This window comes from Hufsiella ginkgonis (genome assembly GCF_009834915.1).
In the GTDB taxonomy this organism is placed as follows: Bacteria; Bacteroidota; Bacteroidia; order Sphingobacteriales; family Sphingobacteriaceae; genus Hufsiella; species Hufsiella ginkgonis.
Genome location: NZ_WVHS01000001.1, coordinates 1 through 20,021, shown reverse-complemented (window position 1 = coordinate 20,021; position 20,021 = coordinate 1). Strand labels below are relative to the sequence as shown.

The 20,021-nt window shown below is 49.3% G+C and carries 22 protein-coding genes; 13 read left to right on the top strand and 9 right to left on the bottom strand.

The window, feature by feature from the left end; translation table 11 throughout:
* Positions 1-67: 67 nt before the first annotated feature.
* Positions 68-721: a DedA family protein gene (locus tag GS398_RS00110; RefSeq protein WP_160904726.1), complete on the top strand. Its 654-nt coding sequence runs from the start codon at positions 68-70 to the stop codon at positions 719-721.
* 120 nt (positions 722-841) lie between these two features.
* Here the strand turns inward: GS398_RS00110 and GS398_RS00105 are convergent, their stop codons facing one another.
* Positions 842-1,801: a zinc dependent phospholipase C family protein gene (locus GS398_RS00105; RefSeq protein ID WP_160904725.1), complete on the bottom strand. Its 960-nt coding sequence runs from the start codon at positions 1,799-1,801 to the stop codon at positions 842-844.
* A gap of 87 nt (positions 1,802-1,888) precedes the next feature.
* On the opposite strand from GS398_RS00105, the gene rpsT reads away from it, so the two are divergent.
* The 6 genes from rpsT (at position 1,889) to rny (ending at position 7,847) form a co-directional block, all read left to right on the top strand.
* Positions 1,889-2,143 (top strand): 30S ribosomal protein S20, encoded by a 255-nt coding sequence (gene rpsT, locus GS398_RS00100; protein ID WP_160904724.1) that lies wholly within the window; start codon positions 1,889-1,891, stop codon positions 2,141-2,143.
* An 82-nt stretch (positions 2,144-2,225) separates the two neighbouring features.
* A complete protein-coding gene (gene radC / locus GS398_RS00095; RefSeq protein WP_160904723.1) occupies positions 2,226-2,924 on the top strand; it encodes a RadC family protein in 699 nt (232 codons plus the stop codon).
* 134 nt (positions 2,925-3,058) lie between these two features.
* Complete coding sequence (gene pheT, locus GS398_RS00090; RefSeq protein WP_160904722.1) at positions 3,059-5,458, top strand: phenylalanine--tRNA ligase subunit beta; 2,400 nt, start codon at positions 3,059-3,061, stop codon at positions 5,456-5,458.
* Positions 5,459-5,510: 52 nt separating this feature from the next.
* Positions 5,511-5,822, top strand: a complete 312-nt coding sequence (locus tag GS398_RS00085; protein ID WP_160904721.1) for a coiled-coil domain-containing protein — start codon at positions 5,511-5,513, stop codon at positions 5,820-5,822.
* Positions 5,823-5,842: 20 nt separating this feature from the next.
* A complete protein-coding gene (locus GS398_RS00080; protein ID WP_160904720.1) occupies positions 5,843-6,136 on the top strand; it encodes a cell division protein ZapA in 294 nt (97 codons plus the stop codon).
* 148 nt (positions 6,137-6,284) lie between these two features.
* Positions 6,285-7,847 carry a ribonuclease Y gene (rny, locus tag GS398_RS00075; RefSeq protein ID WP_160904719.1) on the top strand — a complete coding sequence of 521 codons (1,563 nt, stop codon included), beginning with the start codon at positions 6,285-6,287 and terminating at the stop codon, positions 7,845-7,847.
* Positions 7,848-8,012: 165 nt separating this feature from the next.
* Here the strand turns inward: rny and GS398_RS00070 are convergent, their stop codons facing one another.
* Complete coding sequence (locus tag GS398_RS00070; protein WP_160904718.1) at positions 8,013-8,366, bottom strand: HesB/IscA family protein; 354 nt, start codon at positions 8,364-8,366, stop codon at positions 8,013-8,015.
* A gap of 91 nt (positions 8,367-8,457) precedes the next feature.
* Between GS398_RS00070 and GS398_RS00065 the strand changes: the two genes are divergently transcribed.
* From GS398_RS00065 to dnaA, 3 genes are all read left to right on the top strand, one after another.
* Positions 8,458-8,976 carry a DUF7935 family protein gene (locus GS398_RS00065; protein ID WP_160904717.1) on the top strand — a complete coding sequence of 173 codons (519 nt, stop codon included), beginning with the start codon at positions 8,458-8,460 and terminating at the stop codon, positions 8,974-8,976.
* A 12-nt stretch (positions 8,977-8,988) separates the two neighbouring features.
* The gene (locus GS398_RS00060; RefSeq protein ID WP_237488053.1) at positions 8,989-10,518 is read left to right on the top strand and encodes an acyl-CoA mutase large subunit family protein; all 1,530 of its coding nucleotides are present in this window, start codon (positions 8,989-8,991) and stop codon (positions 10,516-10,518) included.
* Between the two features lie 214 nt (positions 10,519-10,732).
* The gene (gene dnaA, locus GS398_RS00055; RefSeq protein ID WP_160904715.1) at positions 10,733-12,160 is read left to right on the top strand and encodes a chromosomal replication initiator protein DnaA; all 1,428 of its coding nucleotides are present in this window, start codon (positions 10,733-10,735) and stop codon (positions 12,158-12,160) included.
* Between the two features lie 15 nt (positions 12,161-12,175).
* Here dnaA and GS398_RS00050 read toward each other — a convergent pair whose 3' ends face one another.
* The 5 genes from GS398_RS00050 to GS398_RS00030 are packed head-to-tail and all read right to left on the bottom strand — an operon-like array spanning position 12,176 to position 15,001.
* Positions 12,176-12,721: an NUDIX hydrolase gene (locus tag GS398_RS00050; protein WP_160904714.1), complete on the bottom strand. Its 546-nt coding sequence runs from the start codon at positions 12,719-12,721 to the stop codon at positions 12,176-12,178.
* Positions 12,714-13,124, bottom strand: coding sequence for a hypothetical protein (locus GS398_RS00045; RefSeq protein ID WP_160904713.1), 411 nt, complete (start codon positions 13,122-13,124; stop codon positions 12,714-12,716). Before GS398_RS00045 ends, GS398_RS00050 begins: the two co-directional genes overlap by 8 nt.
* 41 nt (positions 13,125-13,165) lie before the next feature.
* The gene (locus GS398_RS00040; protein ID WP_369410187.1) at positions 13,166-13,957 is read right to left on the bottom strand and encodes a TPM domain-containing protein; all 792 of its coding nucleotides are present in this window, start codon (positions 13,955-13,957) and stop codon (positions 13,166-13,168) included.
* 12 nt (positions 13,958-13,969) lie between these two features.
* Positions 13,970-14,407, bottom strand: coding sequence for a TPM domain-containing protein (locus tag GS398_RS00035; protein WP_160904712.1), 438 nt, complete (start codon positions 14,405-14,407; stop codon positions 13,970-13,972).
* Between the two features lie 3 nt (positions 14,408-14,410).
* Entirely contained in the window at positions 14,411-15,001 is a 591-nt protein-coding gene (locus GS398_RS00030) for a LemA family protein (RefSeq protein ID WP_160904711.1), read from the bottom strand.
* Between the two features lie 142 nt (positions 15,002-15,143).
* Here GS398_RS00030 and GS398_RS00025 point away from each other — a divergent pair, with 142 nt between their 5' ends.
* Genes GS398_RS00025 through GS398_RS00015 form a run of 3 tightly spaced genes read left to right on the top strand, consistent with a single transcriptional unit; the run spans position 15,144 to position 17,490 of the window.
* The gene (locus tag GS398_RS00025) at positions 15,144-16,700 is read left to right on the top strand and encodes an NAD(P)/FAD-dependent oxidoreductase (RefSeq protein ID WP_160904710.1); all 1,557 of its coding nucleotides are present in this window, start codon (positions 15,144-15,146) and stop codon (positions 16,698-16,700) included.
* Entirely contained in the window at positions 16,700-17,059 is a 360-nt protein-coding gene (locus GS398_RS00020; RefSeq protein ID WP_160904709.1) for a CoA-binding protein, read from the top strand. Before GS398_RS00025 ends, GS398_RS00020 begins: the two co-directional genes overlap by 1 nt.
* A gap of 56 nt (positions 17,060-17,115) precedes the next feature.
* Complete coding sequence (locus tag GS398_RS00015) at positions 17,116-17,490, top strand: hypothetical protein (RefSeq protein ID WP_160904708.1); 375 nt, start codon at positions 17,116-17,118, stop codon at positions 17,488-17,490.
* On the opposite strand, the gene GS398_RS00010 is transcribed toward GS398_RS00015, so the two are convergent.
* Positions 17,491-18,852, bottom strand: coding sequence for a methyltransferase RsmF C-terminal domain-like protein (locus GS398_RS00010; protein ID WP_160904707.1), 1,362 nt, complete (start codon positions 18,850-18,852; stop codon positions 17,491-17,493).
* A gap of 119 nt (positions 18,853-18,971) precedes the next feature.
* Positions 18,972-19,277: an RNA-binding regulator gene (gene rbp, locus GS398_RS00005; RefSeq protein WP_160904706.1), complete on the bottom strand. Its 306-nt coding sequence runs from the start codon at positions 19,275-19,277 to the stop codon at positions 18,972-18,974.
* Between the last annotated feature and the right edge of the window lie 744 nt (positions 19,278-20,021).

The following is a 20,021-nucleotide window of genomic DNA, read 5'->3' as shown; positions in this document are numbered from 1 at the left end:
CGGTGGCTTTTTTATTTAGGGTATTTTAAGCGCATATTCCTATTTTTGGAGATCAACCTTATGCACATTGGAAATAGTAAAAGCAATAATCGATTTTATACTGCACATCGATCATCACCTGTCTGAGATCATCAGGGACTACCAGGCATGGACCTACCTGATCCTTTTTCTCATCATTTTTGCCGAAACAGGTTTCGTGGTTACTCCATTTCTTCCCGGCGATTCATTGCTGTTTGCCGCAGGGGCGCTTATCGCTAAAGGAAACACAGGATTGGATATTTACGTAATGGCATCGCTGCTATGCATCGCCGCAGTGCTTGGAAACACGGTAAACTATTACCTCGGCAGTTACCTCGGGGTTAAAGTATTTAAAGAAAATAATAAGGTCCTGAAGCTGGAATATTATATCCAAACCCAGCAATTTTTTAATAAACATGGCGGTAAGGCGGTTATTTTTAGTCGTTTTATGCCAATTATCCGCACGATAGCACCATTTGTGGCCGGTGTGGGTAAGATGAATATATCAAGATATACGCTTTATAACGTGGCAGGCGGAGTTGCCTGGGTGATAAGTTTCCTGGTACTTGGCTTTTTATTTGGGAACATCGAGGTGGTGAAGAAGAACTTTACGATCGTTGTTTTCCTGATCATCATCGTATCGGTGCTGCCGGCGGTTTTTGCGGCGGTACGGTCAAAAAAAGAGGTTAAGCAGGATGCTTAGGGTTCACGCAAAGGACGCAAAGGCATAATTTAACGACATTGCTATGCCAGGCAATAAAAATTCTTTGCGCCCTTTGCGAAAAAACTTTGCGCTCTTTGCGTGAACCCCTCAATCCCCTTACTAGTACTCCCTCCCAATAATACCCCCTTTCCTGTAGCCTTCTTCCGCAACCCGTTCCCGTTTCCGCTCTTCGTCTGTGAGCGAGCCGGCCCGGGCTTTCCTGAGATCCGGCTGCCCCGCATCTACCCAGGCAGAATACCAGAAACTGCCTACATGGAGTATCGAAGCCCGCATCTGTTCTTCCACCATGCCGTTAAGCGCGTTATGGAAAGCACGTGAATAAGCCGTTGAATATTGTCTCGTTATTTTCCCGCTGCGTTCCACGAAAGTGTATTTCCGGTCGGTAGGGAACGATTTGCTTAGCCTTGCTTCGATCACCAGCACCGAATCTTTGTACCCGAAAGTATGCTTCAGGATCTTGAAGGCTTCTTTCAGCGGATCCTGGATATAGTGCGCCCTGCCCACATAATAATCGTATTCATCTGCAAACAGCTCAGGCAGCCGGCTTTCCCAAAAGGCATGAATACCCGTTTGCCCGGTCATTTGCCCGTTGTAGTTTTCTGTAGTATGCAGCGGCACATGTGCGTCGGCGATATAATGACCGATATCAGACGAAACCTTCAGTATCCGCGAGGTATCGCCCTCGCTGAACGCCTTTACCAGCGCATAATATTTTCTTTGGATCTCCCAGGGCACGGTGCCGTATCCCATAAGCTCTTTTTCGCCATATTTTTTTACGGCGTCGGCCCATTTTTGTGGGATACTGTCGAAAGGAGCGGTCCCATAATGGTCGGCGTCTAGGTAATGGCGCGGGGCTTCCAGCGAATCTGTATACCGCCGCTTGTCGGGATCCACCGCGTGTTCGGTAATAAAATCGATGTTGTTTTTATAAAAACCCATCAGCGCCGAAGGCAGCGTAAAGACAGCCAGGCGGTTAATACGCTGATGAGCAAAGAATCCCCACGACACGCAAATAAATCCGGCAGGGAGCAACAGGATAAGTAACAGCCTCTTTTTCACGACATTTAAATCTATTTTTTACTTGTACAATTAAAAATCATCTTCTATATTTGCAGTCCGAAAATAAAGACGACAAAAAGCTAAGAAATGGCAAACCATAAATCATCGATCAAGAGAATCAGATCAAACGCTGCGAAGCGCTTACGTAACCGCTACCAGGCAAAAACTACCCGTAATGCGGTAAAGAAACTACGTGGAACTACTTCTAAGTCAGAAGCCACCCCACTTTTATCTAAAGTGATCTCTATGCTCGACCGGTTGGCTAAAAAGAATGTTATTCATAAGAACAAAGCTTCCAACAACAAATCGAAGTTAACCCGTTTCGTAAACGGCCTCAATTAACGAAGCGCGTAAAGTTATAAAAAAGCCCCGGTTTTTAATCGGGGCTTTTTGTTTTTTATTCTTTGGTTAATTAAATTTAACCATGAAAACAGGAGAGGCGAAATTAACGGTTAAAACATGGGCGGAAGATGACAGGCCCCGGGAAAAATTGGTTCGCCATGGTCGTCGCACTTTAACGGATGCAGAGCTTATTGCCATACTCATCTGTTCGGGCAGCAGCACCGAGACTTCGGTAGAGCTTAGTAAAAGGATCCTGGCGTCAATCGGTAACGACCTCGAACGGCTGGGCACCGTATCGGTGGATCACCTTTCCAGTTTTAAAGGCATCGGTCCTGCAAAGTCGGTCACTATCATTGCGGCGCTCGAGCTTGGGCGGAGAAGAAAGGCCTCCCGTCCTGAGAATAAGATCAAGATTGGCCAAAGCCGCGATATTTACCAGCTGATGAGCCCGTTTTTCCTGGACCTTAACCAGGAGGAGTTCCGTATCCTGCTGCTTAACCGCGCAAATAAAGTGATTTCGCAGCACCTGGTAAGCACGGGCGGGCAAGCCGGTACCATTGCCGATCCCAAAGTGATTTTTAAGATCGCCATAGAACACCATGCATCATCGCTGATCCTCGCTCACAACCATCCTTCCGGAAGCCTGAAACCAAGCAAAGCAGACATCGGTCTTACCAGTAAACTTTGTGCGGCAGGTAATCTCCTGGATATCATCGTGCTCGATCACCTCATCTTTGCCGGCAGTTCTTACTTTAGTTTCGCAGATGAAGGCATGATCTGAATTAGAAATTCCTTTATCTTTGCCCCTTTAATCACTTAAATGAAACCATCGTGTGCCCTTTATAATCGAACCGGTATAGATGCCAGCTGGTCGCACATAATAGCTTTATCGCCTTTAAATGACAATTTATTCTGATGAAAATATCTTATAACTGGCTCAGGCAATTCATAGAAACCAATAAAACGGCGGAAGAGATCTCGAAACTATTGACGGATATTGGACTCGAAGTAGAAAGCCTTGACCATATACAGGCAGTGGCGGGCGGGTTAGAAGGCCTGGTAGTGGGCGAGGTCAGGTCTTGCTGGCAGCACCCCAATGCTGACAGGTTGCGGGTAACCCTCGTTGATATCGGTGCGGGCCAAGAGCTCCAGATCGTTTGCGGTGCACCTAACGTGCGGGTTGGTCAGAAAGTGGTGGTGGCTCCGGTGGGAACTACCGTGCATCCGCTTACCGGCGAGCCTTTTAAGATCACGAGATCAAAGATCAGGGGAGAAGTATCCGAAGGCATGATCTGTGCGGAAGACGAGATCAGCCTTGGCCACTCGCACGACGGCATCATGGTGCTCGATCCGCACGCACCGGTGGGCCGCCAGGCAAAGTCCTGGTTTAACCTGGAAGGCGATAGGGTATTCGAGATCGGGCTTACCCCGAACCGTGCCGATGCCGCCTCGCATTTAGGTGTGGCACGCGACCTTGCTGCTGTCCTGCGTATCCCGGTAAAAATGCCGGAGATCTCCGCATCTATTGCGGATGATCACTCACTGCCTATCCCGGTGGTGGTAGAAAATGAAAGCGCGTGCCCGCGTTACTCATCGGTGACCGTCGCTGGCGTAACCGTCGCCGAATCGCCGTCATGGCTGAAGGAAAAACTGAACGTGATCGGCGTGAGACCCATCAATAACGTGGTCGATATCACCAATTATGTACTTCATGAGCTGGGACAGCCGCTGCATGCTTTTGACGCAGACGAAATAAAAGGCGGCAAGGTGCTGGTAAAAAACTGCCCTGAAGGCACGGTATTTACCACACTGGACGGCGCTACCCGTACACTTTCATCAGAAGACCTGATGATCTGTAACGCGGAAGAACCCATGTGCATTGGAGGCGTATTCGGGGGGCTTACCTCCGGCGTAAAAGAAAGCACCAGGAATATCTTCCTGGAAAGCGCCTGGTTTAATGCGGTATCTGTGAGGAAAACCGCCAAAAGACATGGCCTTAAAACTGATGCTTCGTTCCGTTTCGAGAGAGGAACAGATCCCGAAATGACGGTTTTTGCGTTAAAACGTGCAGCCTTGCTGATCAGGGAGATTGCCGGGGGAACGATCTCCTCGGAGATTTCCGACTTTTACCCGGTGCCGCAGCCACCCGCAACCATCGCGGTTTCGTATAAAAATATCGACCGGCTGATCGGTAAAGCAATCCCGCATGATGAGATCCGGGCGATCCTGTCGGCCTCCGGTATTACCATAAAAGCTTCGCTTGAAGAAGGCCTGCTGCTTGACGTACCGGCCTATAAAGTGGATGTTACCCGCGAGGTGGATGTGATCGAAGAGGTCCTCCGTCTGTATGGTTATAATAACATCGAAATTCCGTCGCAGATCCGCGCATCGCTGAACTATGCGCCTAAACCGGATAAGGAATCGATCCGCAATCAGGTGGCAGACATGCTTACCGCCAATGGATTCTATGAGATCCTTACCAACTCGCTTACCAGGTCTGCGTATTCCCTGGATAGCGAAAAGGAGGTAAAGATCCTTAATCCGCTAAGCAGCGACCTGGATACCATGCGCCAGAGCCTGCTTTTTAGCGGCCTCGAAGTGATTGCCTATAACCAGAACCGGAAAAGTGCCGACCTTAGGCTATACGAATTTGGTAAAACCTACCAGCTGGATGGTGAAGGCTATAAAGAAAGTCATCGTCTTTGCGTTTTCTTAACAGGAATGACGAGTGCCGGACAATGGAACCAGCGCCTGGCCTCGCATAGCTTCTTCACGCTCAAAGCGGTGGTCGACCGGGTCATCGGCAGGCTTAATATCAAAGGGCTGCTCTCTACCGATCATGCCGACCCCAACCTGCAGTATGGCCTCAGCTACCGTAGAGGCGAGAAAACGCTGGTAAGCTTTGGATCCGTTGCGAAAAAGGCGCTTAAGCTGGCCGATAACAGTAAGGAAGTGTTTTATGCCGACTTCGACTGGGACCTGGTATTAAAAACTATCCGCGGCAATAAGATCACTTATAAGGAAGTATCGAAATTCCCGTCTGTTCGCCGCGACCTCTCCGTGCTGCTCGACCGTAGCGTCACCTTTGCCGATCTTAAGCGCATCGCTTCCTCGTCAGAAAAGAAGATCCTGAAAGAAGTGACCATTTTCGATGTGTATGAAGGTGAAAAGCTGGCCCCTGGAAAGAAATCGTACGCGCTTAATTTTGTCCTCCAGGATGAGGAGAAAACCCTGAACGACCAGCAGATCGACGCCACCATGCAGAAAATTATTGCTAATTTCGAAAAAGAGGCAGGAGCGGAAATCCGGAAGTAATACCCCGCTCTTTTTATTGCCATGATCCGGAACCTGTTCATAAAGAAAGCGTATGTCACAAACAGCCGACCAGCTAACAAGAATTACCGATCGCGTTACGCGCCTGATAGACCTCTGCGCCGCGCTGCAGGAAGAAAATGACCTGCTCAGGCTGGATAATCAAACGTTAAAAGTGGCCATCGACACCAGCAAGGGAAAGACCGCAGAGCTCGAAGAAAAACTGAAAGCACTCAAACTCGCCCGTTCCCTGGAAGGGATGGAGATCGGAAAGGTAATGGCCGACGAAAAAACTCTTGACATAAAGCAAAAAATTAGCGAATTTGTACGCGAAATAGATAAGTGTATCGTATTGCTGAAAAAGTAATACAGTGAACCTAAGCTCAAATGGGAGAAATCTCCATTAAAATAAATATCGCCGACAGGGTTTACCCGCTAAAGGTAAACATGGAGGAGGAAGAAATTATTCGAAAAGCAGCGAGGCTGATCAATGACCGCATAAAAGAATACCAGGAAAACTATGCGGTGAGGGATAAGCAGGACCTTTTGTCGATGTGTGTGTTGCATTATGCCACGCAAACATTGCAATCTGAGAAGAAAGTTAAGAATGAGGATGCAGCCATCGTGACTAAAACACAGCAGCTGGATCAGTTATTAGCAGATTTTTTCGCTGAACAATAGTCGATCGTTTCAGAGCATAATTTAACCGCGGTTAAATTTAGATTCACAGGTACATTTATACCTCGCCGGGATGGAACTAAACTCCCCCTGCCAGGATAACATTTACTAACATGAACCTAAGTTTAGTGGCGGTTTCTTATTATACATTATGGATATAGTATTTTATGTTTTAGTTGGATTAGCTGGCGTAGCGCTGGGCATAGTGATTGGGCGGTTTGCACTCCGTAAATTACTCAGGAACCAGGAAGTGGTTGCCCAGACTAAGGTTAAGAAGATCCTTAAAGACGCGGAAAATAACGCAGAGATCCTTAAAAAGAATAAGCTGCTGGAAGCGAGAGAAAAATTCCTCCAGATGAAGGCCGAGCACGAGCAGGAAGTGAACAACCGGAACAATGGTGTGGCACAGCGCGAAAATAGCGTTAAACAGAAGGAGCAATCTCTTAATCAACGCCTCGAAAATACCAACCGCAAAGAACAGGAACTGGAAAATACACGCAAAAACCTGGAGAAACAGGTAGAGATCGCCCAGAAAAAACAGGAAGAAGTAGAACACCTCAAAAACATGCATGTACAGCAACTGGAAACCATTGCCGGCTTATCTGCCGAAGATGCCAAAAACCAGTTGGTAGATACGCTGCGTGAAGAGGCGCGTACCAAAGCCATGATGCAGATCAAGGATATTGTAGATGAAGCAAAGCTGACGGCCACCAAGGAAGCCAAAAAAGTGGTGATCCAGACCATTCAGCGTACCGCAACCGAAGCCGCCATCGAAAATACCGTTTCGATCTTTAACATCGAGAACGACGAGATCAAGGGCCGCGTGATCGGCCGCGAGGGACGTAACATTCGCGCCCTCGAAGCCGCGACCGGGATCGAGATCATCGTTGATGATACGCCGGAAGCCATTATCCTCTCCGGGTTCGACCCGGTGCGGCGCGAAATTGCCAGGTTGGCCCTGCACCGCCTGGTTACCGATGGCCGTATTCACCCCGCTCGCATCGAAGAAGTAGTGGCCAAAACAAAAAAACAGATCGAAGAAGAGATCGTAGAGATCGGTGAGCGTACCGTGATCGATCTAGGCATCCATGGCCTTCACCCGGAGCTGATCCGCATGGTGGGCCGTATGAGATACCGGTCGTCCTACGGGCAGAACCTATTACAGCACTCCCGCGAGGTAGCCAACTTCTGCGCAACAATGGCGGCTGAGCTCGGCCTCAACGTAAAGATGGCTAAGCGCGCCGGCCTGCTGCATGATATCGGCAAGGTACCTGATGATAACCCGGAACTGCCGCACGCCATACTGGGTATGCAGCTGGCGGAAAAGTACAAGGAACACCCGGAAGTATGCAATGCCATCGGTGCTCACCACGACGAAATTGAAATGACTTCCATGATCTCGCCCATTATCCAGGCCTGCGATGCCATCTCCGGCGCGCGCCCCGGTGCCCGGAGAGAAGTAGTGGAAAGCTATATCAAACGGTTAAAGGAACTCGAATCGCTGGCCCTTTCGTACCCGGGAGTGGAGAAAACATTCGCCATCCAGGCAGGCCGTGAACTGCGTGTAGTGGTAGAAAGCGAACGCATCAGCGATGCCCAGGCGGAAATTCTCGCTGCCGACATTTCTAATAAGATCCAGACTGAAATGACTTACCCGGGACAGATCAAAGTTACCGTGATCAGGGAAACGAGATCCGTATCGTATGCGAAGTAACAAAATACGTTGAACGTTATAGGTTTACCCCTGTACATTCATGCGAAGCACATATATTAGTCGACACAAAAAAGGCGATCTGAATAATCATGATCGCCTTTTTATTTTTATAAGAGGAAAGGAAACGTACAGCGTCAAACGTTATTACGTTCATTCCAAAAGATCCTACACGGAGAATGATGTTCCGCAGCCGCACGTGCTGGCCGCATTCGGGTTGTTAAATACGAAACCGCGGGCATTCAATCCGTCCTGGAAATCAACCTCCATGCCTACCAGGTAAAGACCGTGCGCTTTGTGCATAAATATCTTGATCCCGTCTATATAATAGACCTGGTCGCCCTCTTTTTTCTGATCGAAGCCAAGGATATAGTTCATTCCCGAACAACCTCCCCCTTCAACACCGATACGCAGACCGAAGGAATCGTTCAGTTCCTGCTGCCTGATCAATTTCGTGATCTCCTTTTTGGCGCCTTCTGTAAGGGATACTGGGGCTGTTAAAGTATCTGTGGTTGCTGTCATAATGAGAAACTTAATGGTACAAATATAACGTAAAATGCACACTTTTGCCCAGCTGCTACCTATTATGACCATCGGCTAACAAATTCGTTTTATGAATACATCCGTATTTCTTTCCGAGATCCTGAAGTACTGTATTTCAGGTGCGATCCTGTTTTTTCTGGCGTATTTTTTTCTGCAATCCCAGGGCCACCTGCGGCCGCCGGTACGCATAAACACGGTATTGAACACCCAGTTACTACCGCTTCAGTTGCAGGCTTATGAGCGGATGGCGTTGTTCATCGAACGCATTACCCCGGGTAACCTGCTGTTGAGACTGCATCAGCCGGGCCTGTCGTCGCGCGAGCTGCAGGCATTGGCCCTGGCCGAGATCCGCAGCGAGTTTCAGCACAATGTTACGCAGCAACTGTATATCACTTCTGCCGCATGGAGAGCCGTGAAAAGCATCCGCGAAGAAACCCTGTTCCTGGTAAGCAGCGCGGTAACGTCCCTCCCGGGGGAAGCTTCCGGCGCCGACCTGAGCAAAGCGATACTTACCCACCTTGCTACACTGGAAGAAAACCCGTACGAAAAGGTGCTGGCTTTACTGAAACAGGAAATGGAATCTCTTTAAACTTAACCGATGATGAAAACTCCCTCCGGCATTCCCGTTAAAGAAGTATATACCGAGCCTGTTAACCGCCCTGACCTGCCGGGTGAATTTCCTTTTACCCGGGGCATCCAGAAAGACATGTACCGGGGCAGGCTCTGGACCATGCGGCAATACGCCGGGTTTTCAACCGCGGAGGAGTCTAACAAGCGTTATCACTACCTGTTGAGCCAGGGCACCACGGGCCTTTCGGTCGCCTTCGACCTACCTACGCAGATCGGATATGATTCTGATCACCCGCTTTCCGAAGGCGAAGTAGGAAAGGTGGGCGTGGCCATCGATTCGCTGGAAGACATGGAAGTGCTATTTAAGGGGATCCGCCTGCAGGATATCACCACTTCCATGACCATTAATGCCACTGCGCCCATCCTGCTCGCCATGTATATTGCGCTGGCGAAAAGACAGGGCGCCGATCTCTCGCAGCTCTCCGGGACGGTACAAAACGACATCCTGAAGGAATATATTGCCAGGGGAACTTATATCTACCCGCCGCAACCTTCTATGCGGCTTATAACCGATGTGTTCGAGTATTGCAGCAAAGAGGTGCCTAAATGGAATACCATCTCCGTTTCAGGCTACCACATTCGCGAAGCCGGTTCAACCGCCGTGCAGGAGCTGGCTTTTACCCTCGCCAATGGCAAAGCCTACCTGGAGGCGGCCATTAAGAAAGGGCTCGGCATTAACCATTTCGCGAAGCGGATCTCGTTCTTCTTTAACTGTCACAATAACTTTTTTGAGGAGATCGCAAAATTCCGCGCCGCCCGGCGGATGTGGGCCAACACCACCAAAGCATTGGGGGCCACTGAACCGGGGGCGCAAAAGCTTCGTTTTCATACACAAACGGGCGGTTCTACCCTTACGGCGCAACAGCCGTATAACAATATTGTGCGGGTATCAAACCAGGCGCTGGCAGCTGTGCTGGGAGGTACGCAATCGCTGCACACCAACGGCTTTGATGAAGCGCTCTCGCTGCCTACCGAAGAATCGGCCAGGATCGCGCTGCGCACGCAGCAGGTGATCGCTTTTGAAAGCGGCGTTACCGACACCGTCGATCCGTTGGCAGGTTCCTACTTCGTGGAAGCCCTTACCGACGAGATGGAGGCAGCCGCAGGCAAGTACATCGACCGCATCGATGCCCTCGGCGGAGCAGTAAAGGCGATCGAAACGGGCTATTTCCAGGAAGAGATCGCTGCGGCAGCCTATGCCCACCAGCGCGATATAGAAAGCGGCGCCAGCATCATCGTTGGAGTGAATAAGTTCGTAGAAGAGGAATTACCGGTGAGCGGTTTCCGGGTAGACGATGCCATCCGTGATGTCCAGGTAAAAAAAATCCAGGCACTTAAAAACAAAAGAGATCAGCCCACGTTCCTTGCTGCGATGAGCGAATTGGACGACACTGCACGGGGGGCTGATAACCTTATGCCTGCCATTCTCAGCGCAGTCGAAGCATATGCCACTTTAGGGGAAATATCGGACAAATTGAGGGAAATTTTCGGCGAATATTAGCGCGAAAAATGGCCCTGTTTTGACCTTCTTAGAATTGTTGTTTCGGCTACAAAAAAGCGTCCAAAAATCGTTTATTTATCTGGCTATCAGTGGTTTGATACTTATTTTAAAAATAAGTTTTTTTAACAAATTTATTTTTCAATATTCGGAGTTCCGGAGTTAGTACGTCATAACCTTCGCCATTTACTGTAAATCAGATTATTATCTAATACCTATGGAAAAAACTAGTACCAACGTGTGGAATAACTGTCTCCAAATCATAAAGGACAATATCCCGGCCCAGAGTTTTAAAACCTGGTTCGAGCCGATCAAAGCCCTTCGTTTGGAAGACAATGTCCTCACGATCCAGGTACCTAGTTTGTTCTTTTACGAGTGGCTGGAAGAGCATTATGTAGGCCTTTTACGGAAGACGGTAAAGAAGCAGCTGGGCGACGAAGGAAGGCTGGAATACAATATCGTGGTAGAAAAATCGTCTAGTAGTAAACCCTTCACCACCAATATGCCGTCAAATGGCAATGGCGCCGAAGGAAAGAACCAGTCGATGCCGATGCCCGTATCCTTAAACAAGGACATTAAAAACCCCTTCGTGATCCCCGGCCTGAAAAAACTCCAGGTAGATCCGCAGCTTAATCCCAATTACAGTTTCGATAACTTTATTGAAGGCGATTGCAACAGGCTGGCCCGCTCTGCCGGTTATGCCGTGTCGGGAAAGCCGGGGGGGACCTCGTTTAATCCCCTGATGATCTATGGGGGAGTAGGCCTCGGTAAAACGCATCTTGCACAAGCCATCGGCAACCAGATAAAGAGCGCTTTGCCGGACAAGCTGGTGATCTACGTTTCCTGCGAAAAATTCTGCCAGCAGTTCGTCGACTCGTTAAAGAACAATACCATTAACGATTTCGTGAACTTCTACCAGGCGATGGACGTGATCATTATGGACGATGTACACAACTTCGCCGGTAAGGAGAAAACCCAGGATATCTTCTTCCATATCTTTAACCATCTTCACCAATCGGGCAAACAGGTGATCCTCACTTCAGATAAGCCCCCAAAGGACCTCGCCGGTTTAGAAGAACGTTTGCTGAGCCGTTTCAAATGGGGCCTCTCAGCCGATCTGCAGGTTCCCGACCTCGAAACCCGTATGGCCATCCTTAAAAAGAAGATGTATACTGACGGGATCGAGCTTCCCGGTGAGGTGATCGAATACGTAGCGCATAACATCGATAACAATGTAAGGGAGCTTGAAGGAGCCATGGTATCGCTGCTCGCGCAATCTACCCTGAACCGGAAAGAGATCGATCTCGGGCTGGCAAAATCGATGCTGAAGAACTTTATCAAGAACTCCTCGCGCGAAATCTCTATGGAATACATTCAGAAGCTGGTTTGCGAGTATTTTGAAGTGCCGGTAGAGATGGTAAAATCAAAGACCCGCAAACGCGAGATCGTGCAGGCGAGGCAGATCTCCATGTACCTGGCCAAGAGCCATACAAAAACATCGTTGAAATCTATCGGACAGTTCTTTGGCGGAAGAGATCATTCCACCGTAATATATGCCTGCCAGACAGTAGAAGATCTGATCGATACCGACAAGAAATTTAAAGCTTATGTGCTGGATATCCAGAAGAAGCTAAAAATGAGTTAAAGAGAACTATTACTTTTAACTTTTCAAACTCCTTAACGCATAAAATATCGCACTCACATGCAGGGCCTGCCCGAACTCGTGGTTATACAGCATTTCCTCCACCTTGGCAAGGCTCACCAATTCGACCAGGATCTCTTCCCGCCCGTCCAGGTTTTGTGCCTGGACCTTTTTCCCGTCCCTGGCGATGTAAGAATACGTTTTATTGAAAGCCGTAGCCGGGTTCGCGTATAACGCTGCGATCGGCTCGAATGACTCGAATAGAAATCCCGTTTCTTCCAGTAATTCCCGTTTAGCGGCTTCAAGCGGGGTCTCCCCGGGGTCGATGCAGCCTCCGGGGATCTCGGTGATCACCGTCTCGGCGGCATGCCGGTACTGGCGGATAATGATCACCTCGTTGTTTTCGGTGATCGCTACCACATTCACCCAATCCGGGTATTCGAGCACATAGTAATCGGGAATAAGAGTGCCGTCGGGCATCCGGCAGGTGTCTCTCCGTACCGTAGCCCATTTTTCCCGCATCACATATTCAGAAGAAAGCTTTTCCCATTTAAGGTCACTCATACTGCTGGTTATTTAAAAAATGATCGATCATTTCCCGCTTCGCGAGGTTGTCTAGCGATTGCGTGCGGTGATCGCGCTCCAGGATATTAAATAACAGCAGCACCACGTGAAGCCGGTTGATGTGTTCCGGCGTATCTTCAAAAGGATGTGCGCGCTCGAAGACCAGGTTGGCCAGGTAGTTCAGCTTCTCCGTTGGAAAATTCTTTTCTTTTAAGAGGGCGCTCATCTCATCGGTCGATATAGAATCGAGGCGATCTTCATTCAGCGCAAAATAGTCAACGAGGGCGTTGTTAACCAGGTCGTGTGATTCTTTCACTTTTCCCTCTTTTTTAAGTCCGATGATCTTAGCCAGCACCTGTGCCAGTTTTTCGATCTCAAAAAGTAAGCTGTCTTTGCGTATCATGTCAGGATAACCGGTTACGTGTTTAAATGTTTAGCCGGTCATTACCAGCTTCCGCTCGATCCTCCTCCGCCAAAGCTGCCTCCGCCGAAACCGCCGAAACCGCCTCCTCCTCCGCCGCTGCGTCCACCGCCGGAAAAGCCGCCCCAGCCATTGCCGCTGCTCATCGCCGATCCGAGAAGCCACCAGCCCAGGCCTGCACTTCCCCTGCGGCCGAACACCTGGTTGCCGCCACCACCACCACCACGCCTCGACAAAAAGATAATCGCGATAATAATGATCGGTATGATCAGTCCGAAAGGCGTTCCTTTCGACTTCTTGTTTTTCCCCGGCTCCTCGTTTTTGTATTCGCCCCTGGTATAAGAAATGATCGCATCGGTCCCTTTGTCAAGCCCGCTATAGTAATCGCCGGCCTTAAGTGCAGGAATGATCTCATTGTCTATAATGCGGCGTGCAATCCCGTCGGGTAGGGCACCCTCTACGCCATAACCGGTCTGGATCGTCACCTTCCGGTCTTCCGTTGCAACCAGCAACATCACCCCATTGTTCTTTTTGGCGCGGCCGACGCCCCATTTCTCGGCCAGCCGCTGGGCGTAATCGGCAACGTCGTACCCGTCCAGCCTTTGGATAAGCACCACCGCGATCTGGGTAGAAGTTGAATCATCAAAGGCTACAAGCTTCTGCTCCAGCTGGCTGATCTCACTTGCCGATAACGTGCCGGTGTAATCGTTTACCAGTTTACCCGGTTTAGCGGGCAGCTCCTGGCCAAAAACTACCGGCGCCGCCAGCAATAAACACAGTAACGACGCACAAAAATATTTTATAGATTGCTTCACGTGGGATCTTAATTAATTGCCGTCCATAAAGGCAATGTCGTCTGGTAACTCGTTCTTGTCGATGCCGTCCTGGTAGGGGAAATAGGCCTTTAGCTGTTCGCCTGCCCGGCGGATGCCGGTAATAATGCCGCCCGCCAGCCGGCCCTGTTTAAAATGAGTGAGCATCTCGTCTTTCGTGCTATCCCAAAAGTTTGCAGGCACCGCCCGGTTAATCCCCGCATCGCCGATAATGGCGAACTGGTGATCTTCGGTGGCCAGGTAAATAAGCACACCGTTGCGCAGCCTTGTTTTGTCCATGTCAAGTTTCGCGAAATAATTCGCGGCACGGTCCAGTACGTTCTCCGGGCATTTTTTTTCTACGCAGATACGGATCTCGCCGCTGGTGGCCCGCTCCGCAGACTCGATCGCCTGGCGGATCTGCTGCTGTTCTTCTTCTGTAAACGCGGCCATCGTTTATTTCTTGCTCTCAAAGTCAACTTTAGGGGCGGCAGTCGATCCTGCATCCGCTTTAAAGTATCCTTTGGTTTTAAACCCGAACATGCCCGCAGTCAGGTTATTAGGAAAGCTGCGGATCCTGGAATTATACTCCGCCGTAACTTCGTTAAACTTGCGGCGCTCTACAGAGATCCTGTTCTCGGTACCTGCTATTTCCGATTGTAGTTCCTGGAAGTTGGCATTTGCCTTTAATTCCGGGTAGTTTTCGGTCACCATCAGCAATCTGCCAAGCGCCTGCGATAGTTGTCCCTGTGCCGCCTGGTATTTCTCGATGGTTTCGGGAGTAAGCTTAGTAGGGTCAATTTGTACGCTGGTGGCTTTTGCCCGCGCCTCGGCGACTTGGGTGAGTGTTTCCTTTTCGAAATTCGCCGCGCCTTTAACGGTGGCAACGAGATTGGGAATGAGGTCGGCCCGGCGCTGGTAAACGTTTTCTACCTGTCCCCATTGTGCCTGTACCTGCTCGTCGAGCTTAACCATACCATTGTAGCCGCAAGAGCTAAGCGAAGCCACGGCAAAAAGAGCGATTATACTGTTAATTAACTTTTTCATTTTACTAATTTGTTTTAAGTGGTATATGGTTCGATAAGCTGGTATCCTTCTTTGTCCGTACCAGTGTTCATTTGTTATATGTGTAATAGGATATCAAATTTCATACCTTTGTTACATTCCGGGATAAAACCCCGGCAACGACATGACATTCGAACCAGAACTGGTACTTCTCCCCGAAGAAGCGTTTAACGAGGAAGCGCTATTAAAAGCCGCAGCAAAAGCCGTAAAGCTCCCGGTTGCGAGGCTAAGATCGGTTAAAATAATCAAACGGTCAATCGATGCCCGCGGCCGCCGTCCGGTGTACCGCTTTAAGGTAAAGGTGTATGCAGACGAGGACCCCGAACCTGAAATTCCAACAGCCGACTATCCAAATGTCAGCGACAAAAAGCCGGTGATCATCGTCGGTGCGGGCCCTGCCGGGTTGTTCGCAGCCCTCCAGTGCCTGGAACTGGGGTTAAAGCCCGTCGTGCTCGAACGGGGAAAAGATGTAAAACAGCGCCGGCGCGACCTGGCCCGGATAAATAAAGAAGGCGTAGTGGACCCCGATTCTAACTATTGCTTTGGAGAAGGTGGTGCAGGTACCTATTCGGATGGTAAACTGTACACCCGCTCGAACAAACGCGGCGATATCCAGAAAGTGCTTAAAACTTTCGTCATGCATGGCGCTACCGATGAGATACTGGCCGATGCCCGGCCGCACATCGGTACCAATAAGCTGCCCCTCATCATTACCGCTATCCGGGAAACCATCCTCGCCGCCGGGGGGGAGATCCGTTTTGATTGCAAAGTAACGGACCTGCTCGCGGAGGGCCAAGTTATTAAAGGAGTAGAAACTACCCGCGGCAGCGTGAGTGCTCATGCGGTGATCCTCGCTACCGGTCATTCTGCCCGTGACGTATTTTATATGCTTCGCCGCAAAGGGGTGAAACTGGAAGCCAAGCCCTTTGCCCTGGGCGTGCGCATCGAGCATCCGCAGGAGGTGGTCGACCGGGCCCAATACCATTGCGCCGACCGTGGACCCTGGCTCCCGCCGTCGTACTACAGCCTGGTAGAACAGGTGGGCGATCGCGGGGTATTCTCATTTTGTATGTGCCCGGGCGGTATCATCGCGCCTTGCGCGACCCGGGAAAATGAGATCGTGGTAAATGGCTGGTCGCCCTCTAAACGCAATAATCCCTTCGCAAACTCGGGTACCGTGGTACAGGTGAACCTGGAAGACGTGCCGGGAGCCGGCAACGATCCGTTTCTTATGCTGGAATTTCAGGCTTCTGTGGAAAAAAAAGCATGGGAGCTTGGCGGAGGGAAGCAGGTAGCGCCCGCACAGCGGATGATCGATTTCGTGGAAAACCGGTTTTCGGCAAGTATCCCTGAAAATTCATACCTCCCGGGAACTAAGAGCGCCGACCTTTCTCAGGTGCTTCCGCCATTTATTTATGAAAGTCTCCGCAAAGCGCTGCCCGTTTTTGGCAAAAAAATGCAAGGGTATTATACCAACGAAGCCATATTAGTAGGGGTAGAGTCCCGTACGTCTTCACCAATCCGCATCCCGCGTACGCGCGATACCTTCCAGCATCCGGATGCGCCCGGTTTGTTTCCCTGCGGTGAAGGGGCAGGCTATGCCGGCGGAATTGTGTCGGCCGCCATTGATGGCATGAATTGTGCACTCGCCGTAAGTAGTTACTTAAATGCGAAATTCTGATGAAAAAGACATTGATCATTGGCGCAACGCCCGACCCCAGCCGTTACGCTTACCTTGCGGCTAATAAACTGGTAAGATTTGGCCACGAAATAGTAAATGTAGGCATAAAAAAAGGAGAAGTTGCCGGCGTTCAGATCGAAAAACCTGGTGATATCCACACTGATATTGATACGGTGACCTTATATGTGGGCACCTACAATCAGCCTCCCCTGTATGATTACATCCTGGGCACCAATCCTAAACGGATCATTTTTAACCCGGGTACCGAAAATCCCGAACTGGAGGCCATGGCCGGAAAAAAAGGGATCGAAACGGTTGAAGGATGTACATTGGTGATGCTTTCTACGGGAGAATTTTGAAAGTTTAGCTTTGAATTGTCAAAACAATCTCATAGTTTTATTAAAAATGGGATTAGATGAACGATTGGAGCACAAACTGGACCAAAATTAAACCTGCAATTCCTCACCTCTACTTTGCCATTGTGGCATTGTTGCTAGGCATTTACAACCAAAGTTTTTTTGGTTTGCTGTTTGCATTGCCATTTTTGAAACAAATCGTTTATCCGTGTAAGGTTGCTATCTTGTTCATTTCTGTACTGGCAATGATTTGTTCGTTTGCACTCCTGGTCGCGGCAGTGTTTATGATGGCCTATAATTTGCTCGACGACGAATTTTTCGTGGTCAATATTTTCGCCACAGGGGCGTTTCTTATTACCAACGTTTTAATGTCTGTCTGGCTCTTTCGCGATGCGAAGATCAGCGGTCCTTCCAGGAACGTTATCGCCAGCTGATCAGAAATCCTTTAGGATCCTTAATTCTTTCGGGTAGTAATTGTTAATCCTGTTAGGCAATACCTTGGCCCAACCCAGGGCGAATTCCTGGTAACACATCAATGTCCACCCTAACCGGGAATCACTGCCGGGTAAGACGTCGGCTTTTTTCAGGTAGCTGATCGCCTGCTCATAGGTAAGCGCTCGTTTATTTACCTGTTTACTTGTTACGAGGCTCACCGCCAGTTCGTGATCGGGCACGAGGTCTCTGCCGGTGATCTTACCCATCCGTACCCCCGATTTTTTAAGATATAACTTCGATTGGAGGAAGCGCAGGTCATTTTCATGACACCGGGCAATTGCTCCGTATTCGTCGCCAATGGGGAAAATGCCAAGTGACTGTTTATCGTCCAGCCATTCCTTAATTACTGGCGGCACCTCCGGCGTTTTCTGTTGCTTTCCGCGATCTTTACCTACTGCGGCTGCTTCCCCGGTTTTTCTCAGGCAGGTAATAAAGAAGCCTTCGCCCTGCACCCGGTGCGGGTAGAAGCGATAACCGTGGCAGCCGTATTTTTCAGAACCGGTTTCGCTGATCCCCCAGGCGTTGTCGACGTTAATTTTTACGGTTTCCATGCTAAAATTGTCGCAGAGCCAGTCCGCTATCTGCTCATTTTCCTCCCGGGAATAGGAGCAGGTGGAATAGATCAGGATCCCGTTCTCTTTTAACGCCGGGTAAATATCCGCCAGGATCCGTTTCTGCCGCTGGCTGCAAAGCTGGATAGCCTGTTCAGACCATTCACTGATCGCATGCGGATCTTTCCTGAACATACCCGAGCCCGAACAGGGTGCATCAGCAACGATCACGTCGAAGTATCCGCCCAGGCGATTGAAATGTTCTGGGTCGTTATTTGTAACCACGGTGTTCACGGCCCCCCATTTACTCATATTATCGGCCAGTGTAAGGACGCGGCTTTTAATGATCTCGTTCGAAACCAGTAAGCTTTCTGCACTAAGTAAAGAGCTCAGGTGCGTGCTTTTTCCGCCCGGCGCAGCGCAAAGGTCGAGCACGCGAAGGTCGTCGTTAAGGTTAACAGCCTGTTTTAGTACCTGTTCGAGGAACATGGAAGAGGCCTCCTGCACATAGTAACAACCTGCATGAAATAATGGGTCGGCAGTGAACGATGGCCGTCGTGCCAGGTATTTCCCCCAGGCGCACCATGGGACCGGTGCGGCGGTGTCGAAAATGTGCGCCGATTTAAGAGGATTCAGCCGCACCGCCGTTACTTGTTCCCCGGAAGCGTGTACGGCACTGAAACGGGCTTCGTCGAAACCGGGCTCGCCGTTCAGCGAACGGATCAATGCCGGCGGCAGGGTAGGGGTCATCGGGCCAAATTTAAGCATTTGGCGCCTGATCCTTTAATCACTTTTTTACACCTTATTGTATGTTACCGGGCCGGCTATATATTATGGTACAAAAAAGCCGGTCAGTGGACCGGCTTTTGTTAGGTATAGCTTTTTTCAGACCGCTGGTTAAACGGCGTTTTAATGTTGCTGTAGTTTTTCCTCGGCCGTTCGTCGGCTTCGGCAACCGAAATCCTCCGGCCGTAATAATCGCCTCCGTCCATGTTTTTAATGGCTTCACGTGCCTCGGTTTCGTTTGGCATTTCTACAAAACCAAATCCCTTACTTTCACCGGTTTCACGGTCAGTAATAATGCGGAGCGATTTAACAGTTCCAAAATCGCTAAATACAGCGGTTAATTCTTCTTCCCCAACCTGGAATGGGAGTCCTGCAATAAATATCTTCATTAACTAATTTTACTTTCCGCAAAGATACGGATTACGATCGTGGTAAATGTAACCGGAATATAATCTTCACCTTCAGCAGGGTAGTAATACATGGCGAAAGCCGGTTGCGAGCTGGTACCTTTCGATCTCCCGCAACGAATCCCGCAGATTTACTTTTTCTCGGGATTTCGAATGATCTCTCTATATATAAGGAGTGGGGTATGTATTAATAACGTTTCCGATCTTGCGTAGCGGCAATTGTGTTAAGTGGTCCGTAGCCGCGACTTTATCGTCGGTCGAATATATTACAACTGAGCAGGTTACGGTTTTTTTTAAAATAATGCTTTACATGAGCCTCTCGATACCCTATATTTGCAGTCCGTTTTCGCGAGGAACACAGGAAAAGGTTGAAGCTGAAAGTATTTTCACACAACCATTGAAAGAGGAAAAAGATGAAAAAAATCTTGCAGAGTTAAAATAAACTCTGCACCTTTGCAATCCCAAATCGAAAGAGGCGGTCCACGAAAGTGGCAGCAGAAACGCAAAGTTTCAACGCTGATTTAAAAGGAAGAGCGAAAAAAGAAAAATAAGTTTTCAAAAAAGTTCTTGGAAAGTTCAAATAATTTCTTACCTTTGCAGTCCCAAACAAAACAGGGGTTAACGACTGAAAAGAAGTTAACAAAAAATGCCCGAAGGCGCGACGCCGGAGAGTAAGTGACAAACAGGAATTCAGGCACAACAACTCAAAAGTTGTGTTCTAAATAC

Excerpts from the sequence above, each read along its gene's own strand:
- dnaA (WP_160904715.1), top strand. The coding sequence starts at position 10,733 with ATGGAAAAAACTAGTACCAACGTGTGGAATAACTGTCTCCAAATCATA.
- rny (WP_160904719.1), top strand. The coding sequence starts at position 6,285 with ATGGATATAGTATTTTATGTTTTAGTTGGATTAGCTGGCGTAGCGCTG.
- GS398_RS00015 (WP_160904708.1), top strand. The coding sequence starts at position 17,116 with ATGAACGATTGGAGCACAAACTGGACCAAAATTAAACCTGCAATTCCT.
- radC (WP_160904723.1), top strand. The coding sequence starts at position 2,226 with ATGAAAACAGGAGAGGCGAAATTAACGGTTAAAACATGGGCGGAAGAT.
- GS398_RS00045 (WP_160904713.1), bottom strand. The coding sequence starts at position 13,124 with ATGATACGCAAAGACAGCTTACTTTTTGAGATCGAAAAACTGGCACAG.
- GS398_RS00070 (WP_160904718.1), bottom strand. The coding sequence starts at position 8,366 with ATGACAGCAACCACAGATACTTTAACAGCCCCAGTATCCCTTACAGAA.
- GS398_RS00025 (WP_160904710.1), top strand. The coding sequence starts at position 15,144 with ATGACATTCGAACCAGAACTGGTACTTCTCCCCGAAGAAGCGTTTAAC.
- GS398_RS00080 (WP_160904720.1), top strand. The coding sequence starts at position 5,843 with ATGGGAGAAATCTCCATTAAAATAAATATCGCCGACAGGGTTTACCCG.
- GS398_RS00035 (WP_160904712.1), bottom strand. The coding sequence starts at position 14,407 with ATGGCCGCGTTTACAGAAGAAGAACAGCAGCAGATCCGCCAGGCGATC.
- GS398_RS00020 (WP_160904709.1), top strand. The coding sequence starts at position 16,700 with ATGAAAAAGACATTGATCATTGGCGCAACGCCCGACCCCAGCCGTTAC.
- rbp (WP_160904706.1), bottom strand. The coding sequence starts at position 19,277 with ATGAAGATATTTATTGCAGGACTCCCATTCCAGGTTGGGGAAGAAGAA.
- GS398_RS00085 (WP_160904721.1), top strand. The coding sequence starts at position 5,511 with ATGTCACAAACAGCCGACCAGCTAACAAGAATTACCGATCGCGTTACG.
- GS398_RS00010 (WP_160904707.1), bottom strand. The coding sequence starts at position 18,852 with ATGACCCCTACCCTGCCGCCGGCATTGATCCGTTCGCTGAACGGCGAG.
- GS398_RS00030 (WP_160904711.1), bottom strand. The coding sequence starts at position 15,001 with ATGAAAAAGTTAATTAACAGTATAATCGCTCTTTTTGCCGTGGCTTCG.
- GS398_RS00050 (WP_160904714.1), bottom strand. The coding sequence starts at position 12,721 with ATGAGTGACCTTAAATGGGAAAAGCTTTCTTCTGAATATGTGATGCGG.
- pheT (WP_160904722.1), top strand. The coding sequence starts at position 3,059 with ATGAAAATATCTTATAACTGGCTCAGGCAATTCATAGAAACCAATAAA.
- GS398_RS00060 (WP_237488053.1), top strand. The coding sequence starts at position 8,989 with ATGAAAACTCCCTCCGGCATTCCCGTTAAAGAAGTATATACCGAGCCT.
- rpsT (WP_160904724.1), top strand. The coding sequence starts at position 1,889 with ATGGCAAACCATAAATCATCGATCAAGAGAATCAGATCAAACGCTGCG.
- GS398_RS00065 (WP_160904717.1), top strand. The coding sequence starts at position 8,458 with ATGAATACATCCGTATTTCTTTCCGAGATCCTGAAGTACTGTATTTCA.